Raw genomic sequence first — 19938 nt, forward strand, 5'->3', positions numbered from 1 at the left:
AAATGACTCAGCTCGATAACCTGTCTCTGGTTCAGCGATTCATCCGTTTGCCGCTCGCCCAACGGCAAGCGTTTCTGCAAAAAATGCAGAGCAAGAACATGAGCTTTGCGGCGTTGCCGATTCCACCGGTGCGCGATGAGTTCGAAACGATTGGCTTGTCGTTCGCGCAGGAGCGTCAGTGGTTCCTCTGGAAACTCGACCCGCACAGCGCCGCTTACCACGTGCCGACGGCGTTGCGTTTGCGCGGTGCTCTTGATCTGTCGGCATTGCAGCGCAGTTTCGATGCCTTGCTCGAACGCCATGAAGTGCTGCGCACGGTGTTTGTCGATGGCGCGGACGGCCCGATTCAGGTAGTCCAGCCGCGACTTAGTCTGCCGCTGACTCCGCAGGTGCTGGACACGCCGCCCGACGATGCAGGCCTCAAGGCGTTGATCGACGCTGAAATCGCCACGCTGTTCGACCTTCAACAAGGCCCATTGCTGCGGGTCAAGCTGCTGCAAATCGCGCCGGATGATCATGTGCTGGTGCTGACCCAACATCACATTATTTGCGACGGTGCTTCGGCGCAGATCATGGTCGATGATCTGGTCAAACTCTACGCCGCGCGCAGCAGTGGCCAGCCAGCCAACCTCGCGGCTTTGCCGATCCAGTACGCCGATTACGCGATCTGGCAGCGCAAGTGGATGGAGGCCGGTGAGCTGGAGCGGCAACTGGCGTACTGGACCGAGCGTCTGGGCGATGGCGGCGAAGTTCTGCCATTGCCGACGGATCGTCCGCGTCCGGCGGTGCAAAGTCATCGCGGCGCGCGTCTGGATCTGAGCGTTGGCAGCGAGCTGAGCGAACGTCTGAAAGAGTTGGCCCAGCGTGAAGGCATGACGTTGTTCATGGTCTTGCTGGCGTCGTTCCAGGCCTTGCTGCATCGCTACAGCGGTCAGGCGGATATCCGCGTCGGCGTGCCGGTGGCCAACCGTAATCGGGTCGAAACCGAAGGCCTGATCGGCTTCTTCGTCAACACCCAGGTGCTGGACGCTCAGGTGCAGGGCAGCATGTCCTTCAAGGCATTGCTGGCGCAGGTCAAACAGGCGTCATTGGGCGCGCAAGCGCATCAGGATCTGCCGTTCGAGCAACTGGTGCATGCCCTCGCACCAGATCGACAATCGAGCCACAATCCGCTGTTCCAGGTGATGTTCAACCACCAGGGCGGCACGGCGGCGCAGGCGTTGCAACTGCCGGGGCTGCAAGTCGAAAGCCTCGACTGGAGTTCGCACACCGCGCAGTTTGATTTGACCCTCGATACACATGAGGCTGACGGCGCACTGGCAGCCACCCTGAGTTACGCCACCGACCTGTTCGACGCCGCCACGGTGCAGCGCATGGCCGGGCATTGGCTGAACCTGCTGCACGGCATCGTCGCCGACCCGCAGCAACGTATCGGCGAACTGCCGTTGCTGGACGCCAGCGAACAGCAACAGAACATCGCCGAGTGGAACCCGAACCCGCGTAGTTTCCCGAGCGAAGCCTGCGCGCACCAACTGATTGCCGAACAGGCGCGTCTGCGTCCCGATGCAATCGCCGTGCGTTTCAACGAGCAGACCCTGAGCTACGGCGAACTCAACCGTCAGGCCAACCGCCGTGCTCATCAGTTGATCGCCCTCGGTGTCGGCCCTGACGTGCTGGTCGGTCTGGCTGCCGAGCGTGGTGTGGAAATGATCGTCGGCCTGCTGGCGATCCTCAAGGCCGGTGGCGCGTACGTGCCGCTCGACCCGACTTATCCGCAGGATCGTCTGGCCTACATGATCGAGGACAGCGGCATTCAGTTGCTGCTGAGCCAGGCTGCGCTGGCCGGTCAATTGCCGGTACCGGACGGCGTGCAGACCTTGCTGCTGGACAGCGATGTCAGCGCATTTGCCGACACCGATCCGCAGGTGACGATGGCGTCGTCGAACCTCGCTTACGTGATTTACACCTCCGGTTCGACCGGCAAACCCAAAGGCACGTTGCTGCCGCACCAGAATATTTTGCGTTTGTTCGAAGCCACCGAGCCGTGGTTCGGTTTCGCCCCGACAGACGTCTGGAGCCTGTTGCATTCCTACGCCTTCGACTTCTCGGTGTGGGAGATTTTCGGTGCGTTGCTGCACGGCGGCGAACTACTTGTGGTGCCGTACGACGTCAGCCGTTCGCCGCAGGACTTCCATGCGCTGCTGTGCGACGCCGGGGTCACCGTGCTCAACCAGACGCCGTCGGCGTTCAAGCAATTGATGCACGTGGCTTGCGCTGATGCTCGGGCGAATGCCTTGCGTTACGTGGTGTTTGGCGGCGAAGCGCTGGACGTGAAATCCCTGCGCCCGTGGTTCGAACGCTTCGGCGATGCTGCCCCGCAACTGATCAACATGTACGGCATCACCGAAACCACCGTGCACGTGACGTATCGTCCATTGTCGGTGGCGGATCTTGAGCAGGACGCTAACAGCCCGATCGGCGAACCAATCGCCGACCTGTCGTGGTACGTGCTCGACGGCGAATTGAACCCGGTCGCCAAGGGTTGCATCGGCGAGCTGTACGTCGGCCGCGCCGGTCTGGCGCGCGGTTATCTGAATCGCGGCGACCTCACTGCACTGCGCTTTATCCCCGATCCATTCGGCGAGAGCGGGGCGCGTCTGTACCGCACCGGCGACCTTGCGCAATACCGCAGCGACGGCGTGATCGAGTACGTCGGACGTATCGACCATCAGGTGAAAATCCGCGGTTTCCGCATCGAGCTCGGCGAAATCGAAGCACGCCTGAACGCCCTCGATGCCGTGCGCGAAGCGGTGGTGTTGGCGCAGGACGGGCCGAGCGGTCAGCAACTGGTCGGCTACGTGATTGCCGCGCACAGCGTCGACAACGAAGCCGATTTGCGCGAACAACTCAAGGCACAACTCAAGGCCGATCTGCCGGATTACATGGTGCCGACGCACCTGTTGTTCCTCGAACAATGGCCGCTCACCGCCAACGGCAAACTCGACCGCAAAGCGCTGCCGCCAGCGGACGCCAGTCAAGTTCAGCTGGATTACGTGGCGCCGCAAAGTGCGCTGGAACAACAGATCGCGGCGATCTGGCAGGACGTACTGAAACTTGAGCGTGTCGGCCTGACCGACAACTTCTTCGAACTCGGCGGCCACTCGCTGCTGGCCACGCAAATGGTTTCGCGCATTCGCCAGACCCTCGGCCTCAACCTGCAACTGCGCCAGTTGTTCGAAAACGCCAGCCTCAAAGCCTGCGTTGCAGCGCTGGAACAAACTCAAGTGGCCAAGCCTGCGAGCATCCCTCGGGCGCCGCGTGATCAAGTACAACTACCGTTGTCGTTTGCCCAGCAGCGTCAGTGGTTCCTCTGGCAAATGGAGCCAGCGAGCGCGGCGTACCACATTCCGGCAGCGCTGCGTATTCACGGCGCGCTGGATCTGAACGCGCTGCAACGCAGTTTTGCCGAGCTGATCCAGCGCCACGAAAGCCTGCGCACGACCTTCGTGCAGGTCGATGAACAAGCGTTCCAGGTGATTCATGCCGAACAGGCGCCGATCCTGCTGCCGGAGATTCTTGACTGCACCTCGGACAATGCTGCCGAGCAGACTCAGGCCTATGTGCAGCGTCAGATCAGCCAGCCGTTCGACCTGCAAAACGGTCCGCTGCTACGCGTCGGTTTGTTGCAAGTGGCGCGCGAAGAACATGTGCTGGTGTTGACCCAGCATCACATCGTCTCCGATGGCTGGTCGATGCAACTGCTGGTGCAGGAATTGATTCAGCGCTACGCCGCGTATAGCCAGGGTCACTCGGTCGAGTTGGCCGAGCTGCCGATTCAGTACGCCGATTATGCGGTCTGGCAGCGCCAATTGATGGCGGCCGGCGAGCGTGAGCGCCAGCTCGATTACTGGACTGGCGTACTCGGCGGTGAGCAGCCTTTGCTGGAACTGCCGACTGATCGTCCGCGTCCGGCGCGGCAGAGTTTTGCCGGCGCACGTCTGGCCATCGACCTGCCGCCGCTGCTCAGCCAGCAACTGCGGCAACTGGCCCAGCGCGAGGGCAGCACGCTGTTCATGCTATTGCTAGCCTCGTTCCAGAGCCTTTTGCATCGCTACAGCAATCAGTCGGACATTCGCGTTGGCGTGCCGATTGCCAACCGCAACCGGGTCGAGACTGAAGGCCTGATTGGCTTCTTCGTCAACACTCAAGTGCTCAAGGCCGAGGTTGATCCGCAGCAGCGTTTCAGTGCTCTGCTGGCGCAGGTCAAACACGCCGCCATCGGTGCCGAGGCGCATCAGGATCTGCCGTTCGAACAATTGGTCGAGGCGCTGCGCCCGGAACGCAATCTGAGTCACAGCCCACTGTTTCAGGTGTTGTACAACCATCAGAGTGCCGGGCGTCAGGCCCTGCCGGCGTTGCCGGGGCTGATCATCGAAGCGCAGGATTGGGACAGCCAGACCGCGCAGTTCGACCTGACCCTCGACACTCTTGAGGCAGATGGCCAACTCAGCGCCGCACTGACCTATGCCACCGACCTGTTCGACGCCGCCACCGTGCAGCGCATGGCCGGGCATTGGCTGAACCTGCTGCACGGCATCGTCGCCGATCCGCAGCAACGCATCGGCGAATTGCCGTTGCTGGACATCAGCGAACAGCAACAGAACATCGCCCAATGGAATCCGAATCCACGCAGCTTCCCGACTGAAGCCTGCGCGCATCACTTGATTGCAGAACAGGCGCGTCTGCGTCCCGATGCCATCGCCGTGCGTTTCAACGAGCAGACCCTGAGCTACGGCGAACTCAACCGTCAGGCCAACCGCCGTGCTCATCAGTTGATCGCCCTCGGTGTCGGCCCGGACGTGCTGGTCGGTCTGGCTGCCGAGCGTGGTGTGGAAATGATCGTCGGCCTGCTGGCGATCCTCAAGGCTGGCGGCGCGTACGTGCCGCTCGACCCGACTTATCCGCAGGATCGTCTGGCTTACATGATCGAGGACAGCGGCATTCAACTGCTGCTGAGCCAGGCTGCGCTGGCTGGTCAACTGCCGGTGCCGGGCGGCGTGAAGACCTTGCTGCTGGACAGCGATGTCAGCGCATTTGCCGACACCGATCCACAGGTGACGATGGCGTCGTCGAACCTCGCTTACGTGATTTACACCTCCGGTTCCACCGGCAAACCCAAAGGCACGTTGCTGCCGCACCAGAATATTTTGCGTTTGTTCGAAGCCACCGAGCCGTGGTTCGGTTTCGCCCCGACGGACGTCTGGAGCCTGTTCCATTCCTACGCCTTTGACTTCTCGGTGTGGGAGATTTTCGGTGCGTTGCTGCACGGCGGCGAACTACTTGTGGTGCCCTACGACGTCAGCCGTTCGCCGCAGGACTTCCATGCGCTGCTGTGCGACGCCGGGGTCACCGTGCTCAACCAGACGCCGTCGGCATTCAAACAATTGATGCACGTGGCCTGCGCCGATACACGGGCGAATGCCTTGCGTTACGTGGTGTTTGGCGGCGAAGCGCTGGACGTGAAATCCCTGCGCCCGTGGTTCGAACGCTTCGGCGATGCTGCCCCGCAACTGATCAACATGTACGGCATCACCGAAACCACCGTGCACGTGACGTATCGTCCATTGTCGGTGGCGGATCTTGAGCAGGACGCCAACAGCCCGATCGGCGAGCCAATCGCCGACCTGTCGTGGTACGTGCTCGACGGCGAACTCAATCCGGTGGCCAAGGGTTGCATCGGCGAGCTGTACGTCGGCCGCGCCGGTCTGGCGCGCGGTTATCTGAATCGCGGCGACCTCACTGCACTGCGCTTTATCCCCGATCCATTCGGCGAGAGCGGGGCGCGTCTGTACCGCACCGGCGACCTTGCGCAATACCGCAGCGACGGCGTGATCGAGTACGTCGGACGTATCGACCATCAGGTGAAAATCCGCGGTTTCCGCATCGAGCTCGGCGAAATCGAAGCACGCCTGAACGCCCTCGATGCCGTGCGCGAAGCGGTGGTGTTGGCGCAGGACGGGCCGAGCGGTCAGCAACTGGTCGGCTACGTGATTGCCGCGCACAGCGTCGACAACGAAGCCGATTTGCGCGAACAACTCAAGGCACAACTCAAGGCCGATCTGCCGGATTACATGGTGCCGACGCACCTGTTGTTCCTCGAACAATGGCCGCTCACCGCCAACGGCAAACTCGACCGCAAAGCGCTGCCGCCAGCGGACGCCAGTCAAGTTCAGCTGGATTACGTCGCGCCGCAAAGCGAGCTGGAACAACAGATCGCGGCGATCTGGCAGGACGTGCTGAAACTTGAGCGTGTCGGCCTCAGCGATAACTTTTTCGAACTCGGCGGCGACTCGATCATCTCCATTCAGGTGGTCAGTCGTGCACGTGCGGCGGGCATTCGTTTCTCGCCGAAAGATCTGTTCCAGCATCAGACCGTACAGGCGCTGGCTTCAGTGGCGCAGACCGGCACTGACCAGCAAGCAATCGATCAGGCCCCGGTTCAGGGCGCTGCGTTGCTGTTGCCGATCCAGCAAGCGTTCTTCGCCGAGGCGATTCCCGAGCGTCACCACTACAACCAGTCGGTACTGCTGAAACCGGCCAGCGCGTTGCAAGCCGAGCTTGTCGAACAAGCCTTGCAGGCACTGGTGCAGCATCACGATGCCTTGCGTCTGTCGTTCAGCGAAAGCGCTGAAGGCTGGCGCGCCGAGTACCGTCAAGCGGCGTCGGAAAACCTGCTGTGGGTGCGCGAAGTCGCCGATGCAGCGGCGCTGGAAACCCTGACCAATCAGGCCCAGCGCAGTCTGGATCTGCAAGCCGGGCCGTTGCTGCGCGGGATGTTGGCGAACCTCGCCGATGGTACTCAACGGCTATTGTTGGTGATCCATCACCTGGCGGTGGACGGCGTGTCGTGGCGGATTCTGTTCGACGATCTGCAAACCGCTTACAACCAACTGCACGCCGTGCAGACTGTGCAACTGCCGGCCAAGACCAGCTCGGTCAAAGCCTTCGCCGAACAGTTGCAGGGCCACGCCCGCAGCGCCGAACTGCAAGAACAATTGGCTTACTGGCAGGCGCAGTTGAGCGATGTGCAAGGCGACTTGCCGTGCCTCGATCCAGAGGCGGGCGCGCTCAATAGTCAGGCTGTCACCGTCGATACGCGACTGGACAAGCAACTGACCCGACAACTGCTGCAAGAAGCCCCGGCGGCGTATCGCACGCAGGTCAACGACCTGTTGCTGACCGCGCTGGCGCGGGTGATTTGCCGCTGGAGCGGGCACGCCAGCACCTTGATCGAGCTGGAAGGCCATGGCCGCGAAGAATTGTTCGCCAACATCGACCTGACCCGCACCGTCGGTTGGTTCACCAGTATGTTCCCGGTGAAATTGACCCCGGCGGCTGACCTCGCCGATTCGATCAAGTCGATCAAGCAGGGCTTGCGCGCAATTCCCGATAAAGGCGTCGGTTTCGGTGCGTTGCGTTTTCTCGGTGACGACGCCACTCGTGCAGCGTTGCAGGCGCTGCCGCAACCGCGCATCACCTTTAACTACCTGGGACAGTTTGACGGCAGTTTCGATGAAGCGCAGGGCGCGTTGTTCAGCCCGGCCAGCGAAGGCGCCGGCGACGAGCAGAGCCCACTAACCATACTCGGCAACTGGCTGACCCTCAATGGTCAGGTGTTCGACGGTGCGTTGAATCTGGGCTGGACGTTCAGTCGTCAGCAGTTCGATCCGGCGCTGATCCAGCAACTGGCCGATGACTATGCCGCTGAACTGGCGCTGTTGATCGCGCATTGCTGCGAGCCGAGCAATCAGGGCATGACGCCGTCGGACTTCCCGTTGGCCGACTTCACTCAGGCGCAGCTTGATGGTCTGGCACTGCCGGCGCGTGCGGTGGATGACATCTATCCGTTGGCGCCGATGCAGCAGGGCATGTTGTTCCACAGCCTCTATGAAAACGGCAGCGGGCATTACATCAACCAGATGTGCCTGGACATCGAAGGCCTCGATCCACAACGTTTCGAAAATGCCTGGCAGGCCGCCGTCGATGCCCACGACATTCTGCGCAGCAGTTTTATCTGGCAGGGCAGCGACCGGCCGGTGCAAGTGGTGCACAAGCAAGTGCGCGTGCCCTTCACGTCGCTGGACTGGAGCGCTCGCGCCGATGTCACGTCAGCACTCGCTGAACTGGCTTCGGCAGAACTGGCGCAGGGCTTTGATCTGGCCTGCGCACCGTTGTTGCGTCTGGTGCTGGTGCAGACCGGCGCGCAGCGCTATCACCTGATCTACACCCATCACCACATCCTGATGGATGGCTGGAGCAATTCGCAGTTGCTCGGCGAAGTGCTGCAGCGTTATGACGGCCAGACCTTGCCGCGTCAGGCCGGGCGCTACCGCGACTACATCAGTTGGCTGCAAGGGCGCGATGCCAAGGTCAGTGAAGCGTTCTGGCTGGAGCAACTGCGCTCGTTCGAGGCGCCGACCCGTCTCGCCGAAACCCGTTTCGGTGTTGACGAAGCGGCGTTCGCCAGCAGCCACGCCAGTCACTACCACTGGTTGGACAAGGCGCAGACTCAAGCCCTGAGCGAATTCGCGCGTACGCAGAAAGTCACCCTCAACACCGTCATCCAGGCCGCCTGGCTGATGCTGCTGCAGCACTACACCGGGCATGCCACCGTGGCTTTCGGTGCGACCGTGTCCGGGCGGCCGACCGAGCTCAGAGGCATCGAGCAGCAGATCGGCCTGTTCATCAACACCTTGCCGGTCATCGCCAGCCCTCGGCCGGAGCAAACGGTGTCGGCCTTGTTGCAACAGGTGCAGGCGCAAAACGTCGCCCTGCGCGAGCACGAGCACACGCCGCTGTTCGAAATTCAGCGCTGGGCCGGGCAGGGCGGCGAGGGCTTGTTCGACACCTTGCTGGTGTTCGAAAACTACCCGCTGTCGGACGCGTTGCAAGCGCAGGCACCGTCTGGGTTGAGCTTCGGCACCGTGGACAATCAGGAACAGACTAATTTCCCGTTGACCCTGGCCGTTAATCACAATGACACCCTGAGTCTGCACTTTACTTATGCCCACGCTGCTTTCCCTACACACACCGTCGAGCGCCTGGCTGAGCAGGTGGCACACGTGCTCGCGCAGATGGTGAGCACGCCGGCCGGCCGCAGCCTTGGCGAGATCGACTTGCTAGGCGATGTCACGCGCACGCTGTTGTTGCGCGACTGGAACGCCACGACTGTCGCAACGGCCGAGCGCCATCAGGTGCAGCAATGCATCGAAGCGCAGGCACGGCTGACGCCGGACGCCGTGGCGCTGGTGACCGAGCAGACCACGCTGACCTATGCGCAACTCAATGCCCAGGCCAACCGTTTGGCCCATGCCTTGATCGAGCGCGGCGTCGGCCCCGACGTATTGGTCGGTCTGGCGATGTCGCGTGGCGTGCAAATGGTGGTCGGCTTGCTGGCGATTCTCAAGGCTGGCGGCGCCTATGTGCCGCTGGATCCGGCGTATCCGCAGGATCGTCTGACCTACATGATCGAGGACAGCGGCATTGTCCTGCTGCTGACTGAAACCAGTCTGCAACCACGTTTTGCCGATGTCGCATTGACCACGCTGTTGCTCGATCAGCCGGCGCATTGGCTGGATGCTTACAGCGAGCGCGATCCGCAGGTGCTGATCGATGAGCACAACCTCGCCTACGTGATCTACACCTCCGGCTCCACCGGCCAGCCGAAGGGCGTGACCCTGCGCCATGGCGGCCTGAGCAACCACATGCAGTGGATGCAGGAATGCCTGCAGCTGACGCCTGCGGATCGCGTCCTGCAAAAAACCGCGATCAGCTTCGATGCGTCGGTCTGGGAATTCTGGCTGCCGCTGATGAACGGCGCGCAACTGGTGCTGGCCTCGGCGCAATTCAATCTCGACCTGACCACGCTGTGGGCCGACGTCGCGCGACTGCGCATCAGCGTGCTGCAAATGGCGCCGTCGCTGTTGCAGGCGCTGTTGCCGCTGGCGAGCCGTGAACAACTGACCTCGTTGCGGCTGTTGCTGTGCGGTGGCGAGGCGCTGAGTGCGCACCTTTCACGTGAAGTGATGGCGCGGTTCGACGGTGAGTTGCGCAATCTCTACGGCCCGACCGAAGCGACCATCGACACCAGCAGCCACACGGTGCCGCGCACGGTCGCAGACGACGCGCGAATCATGCCGATCGGGCGCCCGATCAACAACGTACGCACCTACGTGCTGGACGCGGCGCTGCAACCTTGCGCCATCGGTGCGACGGGTGAGTTGTACATCGCCGGTGATTCTCTGGCCCGTGGTTATCACCAGCGCGGCGCACTGACTGCCGAACGCTTTATTCCTGATCCGTTCGCCGGTTTTGGCGGTCGTCTGTACCGCACCGGCGACCTGGCGCGCTATGCCGAAGACGGCGTGATCGAATACATCGGTCGTATCGACCATCAAGTGAAGATTCGCGGTCTGCGCATCGAACTCGGTGAAATCGAAGCGCGCTTGCAAGCGCTGCCTGAAGTGCGTGATGCGGTAGTGCTGGCGCGGGAAGAACTGAGCGGGCCGAACCTGGTCGCGTATCTGGTCAGCCACGACAACAGCCTCGACGCGGCGCCTCTGGCCGAACTACTCAAAGCGCAATTGGCCCGGCAGGTGCCGGATTTCATGGTGCCGACCCACCTGATCTTCCTTGACCAATTGCCGCTGACGCCCAACGGCAAACTCGATCGCAAGGCCTTGCCGGCACCGGACACTCGCGCGCATCAGTCGGTTTATCTGGCGCCGCAGAGCGAGCTGGAATGCAAGGTCGCGGCGATCTGGCAGGACGTGCTGAAAATCGACCAGGTCGGGCTGGCTGACGACTTCTTTGAACTCGGCGGGCACTCACTGCTGGTGGTCAATGTGGTCTCGCGCCTGCAACTCGAACTGGGCCTGAAGCTGACGCCCCAACTGATATTCCAATTCCCGGTGCTGGGTGCGTTTGTCGCGCAACTCGAGCAGTCCGGCGAGCAAATGAGCACGTCGAAATTGAGCAAGCTTGAAGCGCTGCTTGATGAATTTGAGGAGGTTTGATGGACACCGCTGTCGCACAACGTATTGCCAGGCGCTTCATAACGCTGCCGCTGGAAAAACGTCGCCTGTACTTGCAGAAAATGCTCGAAGAGGACGTTTCCCCGGCGAACCTGCCGATTCCGCCTGTCAGTGCCGAGTTCGACACCTTGTCGTTGTCTTTCGCCCAGGAACGCCAATGGTTCCTGTGGCAGCTGGATCCCGAAAGCGCGGCGTACCACATGCCCACGGCCCTGCGTTTGCGCGGGCCGCTAGACGTCGCTGCACTGGAGAAGAGTTTCAATGCGCTGGTGGCGCGCCACGACAGTCTGCGCACCACCTTCGTGCTCAACGGCGAGCACGCTGTGCAGCAAGTCCACGCGGTTTCGCCAGTGCAACTGCAAGCGCAAGTGCTGGCGCAGAGGCCGGACGACACGCAACTGCGCCACTTGATCGAAGAAGAAACCCGCCAACTGTTCGACCTGCAACAAGGGCCATTGCTGCGCACACGTCTGCTGCAACTGGCACCCGACGATCATGTGCTGATCGTGACCTTGCACCACATCGTCTCCGATGGCTGGTCGATGCAGGTGATGGTCGAGGAACTGGTCAAAGGCTACGCCGCGTTCATTCAAGGGCAGGCGCCGGTGTTGCCCGAGTTGCCGATCCAGTACGCCGACTATGCGATCTGGCAGCGCCACTGGATGGAGGCGGGCGAGCGTGAGCGTCAACTCGAATACTGGATCGCGCGCCTCGGCGGTCAGCAACCGGTACTCGAATTGCCAACTGATTTTGCCCGCCCGGCGGTCATGAGTTATCGCGGTGCCCGTCTGGAACTGGACATCGACGCGGCGTTGGTCAGCGGCCTCAAACAGCTGGCGCAGCGCGAAGGGGTCAGTCTGTTCATGATCCTGCTGGCCTCGTTCCAGGCTTTGCTGCATCGCTACAGCGGTCAGAACGACATCCGCGTCGGTGTGCCGACGGCCAACCGTAATCGGGTGGAAATCGAGCGCCTGATCGGCTTTTTCGTCAACACCCAAGTGCTCAAGAGCGAGGTCGACAGTCAGGACGCGTTCAGCGCATTGTTGCAGCAGGTCAAGCAGACTGCGCTGGGCGCGCAGGCGCATCAGGATCTGCCGTTCGAGCAATTGGTCGAAGCGCTGCAACCCGAGCGCAACCTCAGTCACAGTCCGCTGTTCCAAGTGATGTTCAATCACCAGACCCAAGGCCTGTCGACTACAGCGCCGGTGGGCGGTTTGAAAGTCGAGGGTTTGCGTTGGGACAGCCACAGCGCGCAGTTCGATCTGACCCTGGAAACCGTAGAGCACAGCGACGGCCTGTCGGCGGCGCTGATCTACGCCACCGACCTGTTTGGCGCCGACACCGTTACGCGCATGGCCGGGCATTGGCAGAACCTGTTGCGCGGGATTGTCACCAACCCTGGCCAGTCCATCGGCGAACTGCCGCTGCTGAGCGCCGCCGAGTATCAAGCGCAGCTCAACCACGGTAACCGCAGCGTCGCGCCGGCACCTGAAAAAGGCTTCGTTCATCAGCTGTTTGAAGCGCAAGCGGCGCGCACCCCCGATGCCCCGGCGCTGGTGATTGATGGCCAGCGCTTGAACTACGGCCAGCTCAATGCCTGGGCCAATCAGTTGGCGCGCAAGCTGCAAACCCTTGGTGTGGCGCCGGATGTGCTGGTCGGCATTTCGGTCGAGCGCAGCCCGCACATGCTGGTGGGCCTGCTGGCGATCCTCAAGGCGGGCGGTGCCTACCTGCCGCTGGATCCGGCGTTCCCGCAGGATCGTCTGGCGTACATGATCGACGACAGCGGCATCGATTTGCTGTTGACGCAGAACTCGCTGCTCAGCCAGTTGCCCGTGCCGGACTCGCTCACCACGCTGGTGCTGGATCAACAGGGCGATTGGCTCGACGGCTTTGCCGGCGAGGATCTGCCGACACGTCTGCACGGCGAACATCTGGCCTACGCGATCTATACCTCCGGCTCGACCGGCCAGCCGAAAGGGGTGATGGTTCGCCACGCTGCGTTGACCAATTTCGTCGCCAGCATGGCCAAGGCCCCGGGCATGGTGGCGCAGGATCGCGCGCTGTCGTTGACCACGTTCTCCTTCGATATTTTTGGCCTGGAAATCTATGTGCCGCTGATGGTTGGCGCCTGCATTGTCCTGACCGGGCAGGAAGTCGCGCAGGATCCGTACGCAGTGCTGGCGCTGATCACTGCCGAGCAGGTCAACGTGGTGCAAGCAACACCGTCGACCTGGCGCATGCTGCTCGACAACGAAAACGCCGCGCAACTGCGCGGTTGCAAGTGCCTGTGCGGCGGTGAAGCGCTGCCTCAGGAACTGGCGGTGCGCATGCTCGCCCTCGGCGGTGAAGTGTGGAACCTCTACGGGCCGACCGAAACCACGATCTGGTCGGCGTTGCATCCGCTGCGCTCGCAAGATGCACAACCGTGGCTGGGCGGGCCGATCGACAACACCTCGCTGTACATCGTCGGCGCCGATTTGCTGCCGGTGCCTTATGGCGTGGCCGGTGAGTTGCTGATCGGCGGTGAAGGTCTGGCGCGCGGTTACTTCCAGCGTCCGGCGCTGACGGCCGAACGGTTTGTGCCGCACCCTTATGCCGCGATGGGCGAGCGTCTGTACCGCACCGGCGACCTCGCACGGCAGCGTGCCGACGGCATCATCGAATACCTCGGCCGCATCGACCATCAAGTGAAAATCCGTGGCTTCCGCATTGAATTGGGCGAGATCGAAGCGCGTCTGCTCGAACAGGACGCCGTGCGCGAAGCCGCCGTGCTGGCTCAGGATGCTCCGGGTGGTCAGGCGCTGGTGGCTTACATTGTGCCGGCCGCCGACCTCAACACACTGGATGCCGACGAACAAAGCCGTTTGCGCGACAGCCTCAATGCACGCCTCAAGATCAATCTGCCGGATTACATGGTGCCGGCGCACATGGTGCTGCTGGCGCGGTTCCCGCGGACGCCGAACGGCAAGCTCGATCGCAAACAGTTGCCCAAACCCGATGCCAGTCAATGGCGCAAAACCTACGTGGCACCAGAGACGCCGGTGCAACAGGCGGTAGCGGCGATCTGGGCCGAGATCCTCAAAGTCGAGCGTGTTGGCCTGAGCGACAACTTCTTCGAATTGGGCGGTCATTCGTTGCTGGCCACGCAAGTGGTGTCACGCATCCGCCAGCAACTCGAGATTCAAGTGCCGCTGCGCCTGCTGTTCGCCCACAACAGTCTGCAAGGGTTTGTCCAAGCGATGGACTCGGCGTCGACCGAGCAGGAATCGGTAATCAGCCGCGTTCCGCGAGAACAGCCGCTGGCCTTGTCTTTCGCGCAACAGCGGCAGTGGTTCCTCTGGCAACTGGATCCGACCAGCAGCGCTTATCACATCCCGGCGGCGCTGCGCTTGCGCGGCGCACTGGATCCAGCGGCGTTGCAACAGAGTTTCGATGCGCTGGTCGAGCGTCACGAAAGTTTGCGCACTCGCTTCGTGCTGGACAACGAACGTCCGGTGCAAGTGATCGAAGATGCTGCTGCCGTGACCATTGCGCTTGCATCGGTCGATGCCGCGCTCGACGCGCAAGGCCTGCGCAGGTTGATCGAAGCCGAAACCCGGCAACTGTTCGATTTGCGGCGTGGGCCGCTGCTGCGGGTCAAACTTCTGCAATTGGCAGCTGACGACCATGTGCTGATCCTGACCCAACACCACATCGTTTCCGATGCCTGGTCGATGCAAATCATGGTCGATGACCTGATGCAGCTGTACGCCGGTTTCAGTCAGGGTCAACCGGCTGCGCTGACGCCGTTGCCGATCCAGTACGCCGACTATGGCCACTGGCAGCGGCAATGGCTGGAGGCGGGGGAGCAGCAACGGCAACTGGATTACTGGACGGCGCAGTTGGGCGGCGAACAGCCGATTCTTGAATTGGCCACCGATCATCCGCGTCCGGCACAGCAAAGCTATCGCGGTGCGCGTCTGCCGATCAGCCTGGAACCGGCATTGGCTGAAGGCCTCAAGCGTCTGGCAAAAGAGCGCAACACCACGCTGTTCATGCTGTTGTTGGCGAGCTTCCAGACCCTGTTGCATCGCTACACCGGGCAAAACGATATTCGCGTCGGCGTACCGATCGCTAACCGTAACCGGGTCGAGACCGAGCGCCTGCTGGGCTTCTTCGTCAACACTCAAGTGCTCAAGGCTGACATCGACGGCAACCTGCGTTTCGACCAGTTGCTTGATCAGGTCAAACAGCGCGCATTGGGCGCGCAGGCGCATCAGGATCTGCCATTCGAGCAGTTGGTGGAATTGCTCGCACCCGCTCGTAACCTGAGTCATACACCGTTGTTCCAGGTGATGTTCAACCATGCCAGCGATGCGCGTCGCGCCGTTTCGACGTTGCCAGGCCTGAGCCTCGAAGAACTGACCTGGGACGCCGGCACCGCGCAGTTCGACCTGACGCTGGACACCTTCGAGTTCGATGAAGGCATCAGTGCGGCGCTGTCATATGCCAGCGATCTGTTCGAACCTTCGACCATCGCCCGTCTCGGCGAACATTTCCTCAACCTGCTGCGCGCTATCGTCGCGCAGCCGACCCGACGCATTGGCGAACTGCCGATGCTCGACGCGGCGCAGCGCCGAGTGATCGTCGAGGACTGGAACCACACGTTTGCCGACTACCCGAATCAGCAGCCGGTGCATCATCTGATCGAAGCGCAGGTCGAGCGGGATCCGCACGCGGTGGCGCTGGTGTTCGAAGGGCAATCACTGACTTACCGTGAGCTGAACGAGCGGGCCAACCGTTTGGCCCATGCCTTGATCGCACGGGGCATCGGCGCGGATGTGCTGGTGGGCATTTCGCTGCATCGCAGTCTGGAAATGGTGATCGGCTTGTTAGCCATTCTCAAGGCTGGTGGCGCTTACGTGCCGCTGGATCCGGAGTACCCGACCGAACGTCTGGCGTACATGATCGATGACAGCGGGATTCAGTGGCTGCTGACGCAGCAGGCGCTGCTCGACACCTTGCCGATTCCCGATCGCGTGCAGACGCTGTTGCTCGACGCCGATGACGCGTGGCTGGGCGACGCCGCATCAAGCAATCCGACGCCGGCGCTGACCGCGCACAATCTGGCGTACGTGATTTACACCTCCGGCTCTACCGGCAAGCCAAAAGGCGCCGGCAACAGCCACGGCGCGCTGACTAACCGTTTATGCTGGATGCAGCAGGCCTATGAGCTGCGCGCTGGCGACAGTGTGCTGCAAAAGACCCCGTTCAGTTTTGACGTGTCGGTGTGGGAGTTTTTCTGGCCGTTGATGACCGGCGTACGTCTGGTCGTCGCGGCACCGGGCGACCATCGTGATCCGGCGAAACTGGTCAGCCTGATCGAGCGCGAAGCGATCACTACCCTGCATTTCGTGCCATCGATGCTGCAAGCGTTTGTCCTCGATGCCAATGTCAGCCGCTGCACCAGCCTGACCCGCATCGTTTGCAGCGGTGAAGCGCTGCCGGTCGATGCGCAGCAACAGGTTTTCGCCAAGTTGCCGAATGCCGGTTTGTATAACCTCTACGGCCCGACCGAAGCGGCCATCGACGTGACCCATTGGACCTGCCGCGATGAAGGTCGCGATGCGGTGCCGATCGGCGAACCGATTGCCAACCTGATGACCTACATTCTCGACGCCGAACTCAATCCGGTGCCGAGCGGCGTCAATGGCGAGCTGTACCTCAGCGGCCTGGGCCTGGCGCGCGGCTACCACCGTCGTCCGCAATTGACCGCCGAACGCTTTGTCGCCAGTCCGTTTGTGGCCGGCGAGCGGCTGTATCGCACCGGCGATCTGGCGCGCTATCGCCCTAACGGTGTGATCGATTACATCGGTCGCATCGACCATCAGGTGAAAATCCGTGGTTTCCGTATCGAGCTGGGCGAAATCGAAGCGCGCCTGCTGGAACATGACGCCGTGCGTGAAGCGGTGGTCGTCGCGCAGGACAGCCGCAGCGGCAAAGTCCTCAGTGGTTATGTCGTCGCCACGGAATTTGACGCGACGGACTGGCCGTCAATGCGCGAAACCCTGCAGGCGCATTTACGCCAGACTCTGCCGGAACACATGGTGCCTGCGCACTTGACCCTGCTGCAGAGCATGCCGCTGAGCCCCAATGGCAAGCTCGACCGCAAGGCACTGCCGGCACCTGACGTGGCTGAAGCCCAGCAAGCTTTCGTCGCGCCGATCAATGCGATCGAAACAGCGTTAGCGCAGATCTGGCAAGCGGTGCTCGGCGTGGCTCAAGTCGGTACGGCAGACAATTTCTTCGCCCTCGGTGGCGACTCGATCAACTCGATTCAAGTGGTCAGCCGCGCCCGACAGCAGGGCATAGGCCTGACCCCGAAAGACCTGTTTTTGCATCAGAACATTCAAGCGCTGGCGCGCGTGGCCACGGCGACTGAGGATGCGGTGATCGATCAAGGCCCGGTCACCGGCGACAGTCCGCTGGTGCCGATGCAGCAGTGGTTTTTCGCCAGTGATATCCCGCACCGCGAGCACTGGAACCAGTCGGTGATGCTAACGCCGCGAGAGGCGCTGAACGTCGCGCACTTGCAGCAAGCCCTCGCAAATGTAGTGGCGCATCACGATGCCTTGCGTCTGCGTCTTGTGCAGGCGAGCAATGGCGCCTGGCAGGCCAGCCATCAGGCGCTGGCCGAGCAGGTGTCGGAAATCTGGCAACGCTCAGCCGAGGGCGCTGACGAAATTGTCGCCATCGCCGATCAGGCCCAGCGCAGTCTCGATCTGCAAAACGGCCCGTTGTTGCGCTGCACATTGATTGCCGTGCAGGACGGCAGCGAACGTCTGCACCTGGCGATCCATCACCTGGTGATGGACGGTGTATCGTGGCGCGTGCTGCTGGAAGATTTGCAGAATGCTTATCGTCAACTCAGTGCGAATCAACCGGTGACGCTGCCGGCAAAATCCACGGCGTTCAAAACCTGGGCCGAGCAGTTGCAGGCTTACGCGCACAGCGAAACGCTGAACAAGGAACTCGACTACTGGAGCCGTCAACTCGATCAGGCCTTGCCGGAGTTGCCGCGCAGTCGTCCTGAGGGCAGTCAGGCGTCGGTGCATGGTCGTTCGGTCAATACGCGTCTGGACGCCGAGCAGACCCACCGTCTGCTCAAACAGGCGCCGTCGGCGTATCGCACTCAGGTCAATGACCTGTTGCTCAGCGCCCTGGCGCAAGTGATTTGCCAGTGGACGGCGCAGCCGGCGTGTCTGGTGCAGCTTGAGGGGCATGGTCGCGAAGAGCTGTTCGATGGCGTCGACCTGAGCCGCACGGTGGGCTGGTTCACCAGCCTGTTCCCGGTGCTGCTGACCCCGGCGAAACAGCCAGCCGAAGCGATCAAACGCATCAAGGAACAACTGCGCGCGGTGCCGGAAAAAGGTCTGGGCTATGGCGTGTTGCGCTACCTCGGTGCGGACGCTGTCCAGCAACGTCTGGCGCAATTGCCGCAAGCGCGGATTACCTTCAACTACCTCGGCCAGTTCGACCAGAGCTTCGATGAGCAGGCACTGTTTGTGCCGAGCGAAGAGGGCAGCGGGGCCGGGCACGGCGACGACGTCGCCTTGAGCAACTGGCTGACCATCGATGGCCGGGTGTTCAACGGACAGTTGTCGCTGGACTGGACGTTCAGCCGCGATGTCTTCGACGAAGCGGTGATTCAGCAACTGGCCGATGCCTACGCGGTAGCGCTGGAGCAATTGATTGAGCATTGCTGCACCCAGGAGCACTTGGGCCTGACACCGTCCGACTTCCCGCTGGCGCGTCTGACCCAGCCGCAGCTGGATCGTCTGCCGGTGCCCGTGGCGCAGGTGGAGGATATCTACCCACTGTCGCCGATGCAGGACGGCATGTTGTTCCACACCTTGGCCGACGACAGTTCCGGTTTGTACATCAACCAGATCAGCCTGCCGGTGCACGGTCTGGACACCGAACGCTTTGCACAGGCGTGGCAATACGTGATCGGCCGCGAAGACATTCTGCGCACCAGTTTCCACTTCCCCGAAGGCTCGAATACCCCGGTGCAGATCGTTCATCGTCAGGTCGAATTGCAACTGACGGTGGAAGACTGGCGCGTGCGAGACATCAGTGAAGCCGCCGTCACCGAACGGGCGACCGCCGATTATCTGGCCGGTTTCGACCTCAGTCAGGCGCCATTGCAGCGCGTCTTGCTACTGCGTCTGGAAGACGATCGCTACCAGATGATCTGGACCTGCCATCACATCCTGATGGATGGCTGGAGCAGTTCGCGGTTGTTCGGCGAAGTCATGCAGTTCTACAGCCACGGCCAGGTGCAGGGCCGTAATGGCCGCTATCGCGAATTCATCGAGTGGCTACAACGCCAGGATCAGGGTTCGCTGGAAAGTTTCTGGCGCAGTCGCCTCGAACCGCTGCAACAGGCGACGTCGCTGAATCAGGCGATGTTCCCGCGGCATGTCGAGGAACTGCCGGGGCACGAGGCGATTTATTCACGGTGGGACGCGGCGCAAACCGCGCGTTTGCAGCAGGCTTGCCGTGCCTTGCAAATCACCCCGAACACGTTGATTCAGGGGGCGTGGTTGCTGTTGCTGCAACGCTTTACCGGGCAGAACACCGTGGTATTTGGCGCGACCGTTTCCGGTCGCCCGGCCGGTTTGGCCAACGCCGACAATATTCTTGGCCTGTTCATCAACACCTTGCCGGTGATCCAGACCCTGCGCCCGGAACAGCCGCTGGATCAGTGGCTGCAGCAATTGCAGGCTTACAACACCGATATTCGCGAGTTTTCCCATGCACCGTTGGCGGACATTCAACGCTGGTCGGGGCTGGGCGGGCA

Annotated in this window: 1 protein-coding gene and 1 pseudogene; both read left to right on the forward strand. The window is 61.9% G+C overall.

Features of this window, described 5'->3' with window-relative positions; all coding sequences use genetic code 11:
* Positions 1 to 2: 2 nt before the first annotated feature.
* Positions 3 to 12484: pseudogene (locus GVL50_RS14350) on the forward strand (non-ribosomal peptide synthase/polyketide synthase); the annotation flags it as partial.
* A gap of 165 nt (positions 12485 to 12649) precedes the next feature.
* On the forward strand, positions 12650 to 19938 hold a 7289-nt coding region (locus tag GVL50_RS14355; RefSeq protein ID WP_371925998.1), incomplete at its 3' end, for an amino acid adenylation domain-containing protein.

The organism is Pseudomonas sp. 18058 (assembly GCF_902706155.1).
GTDB lineage: Bacteria > Pseudomonadota > Gammaproteobacteria > Pseudomonadales > Pseudomonadaceae > Aquipseudomonas > Aquipseudomonas rustica.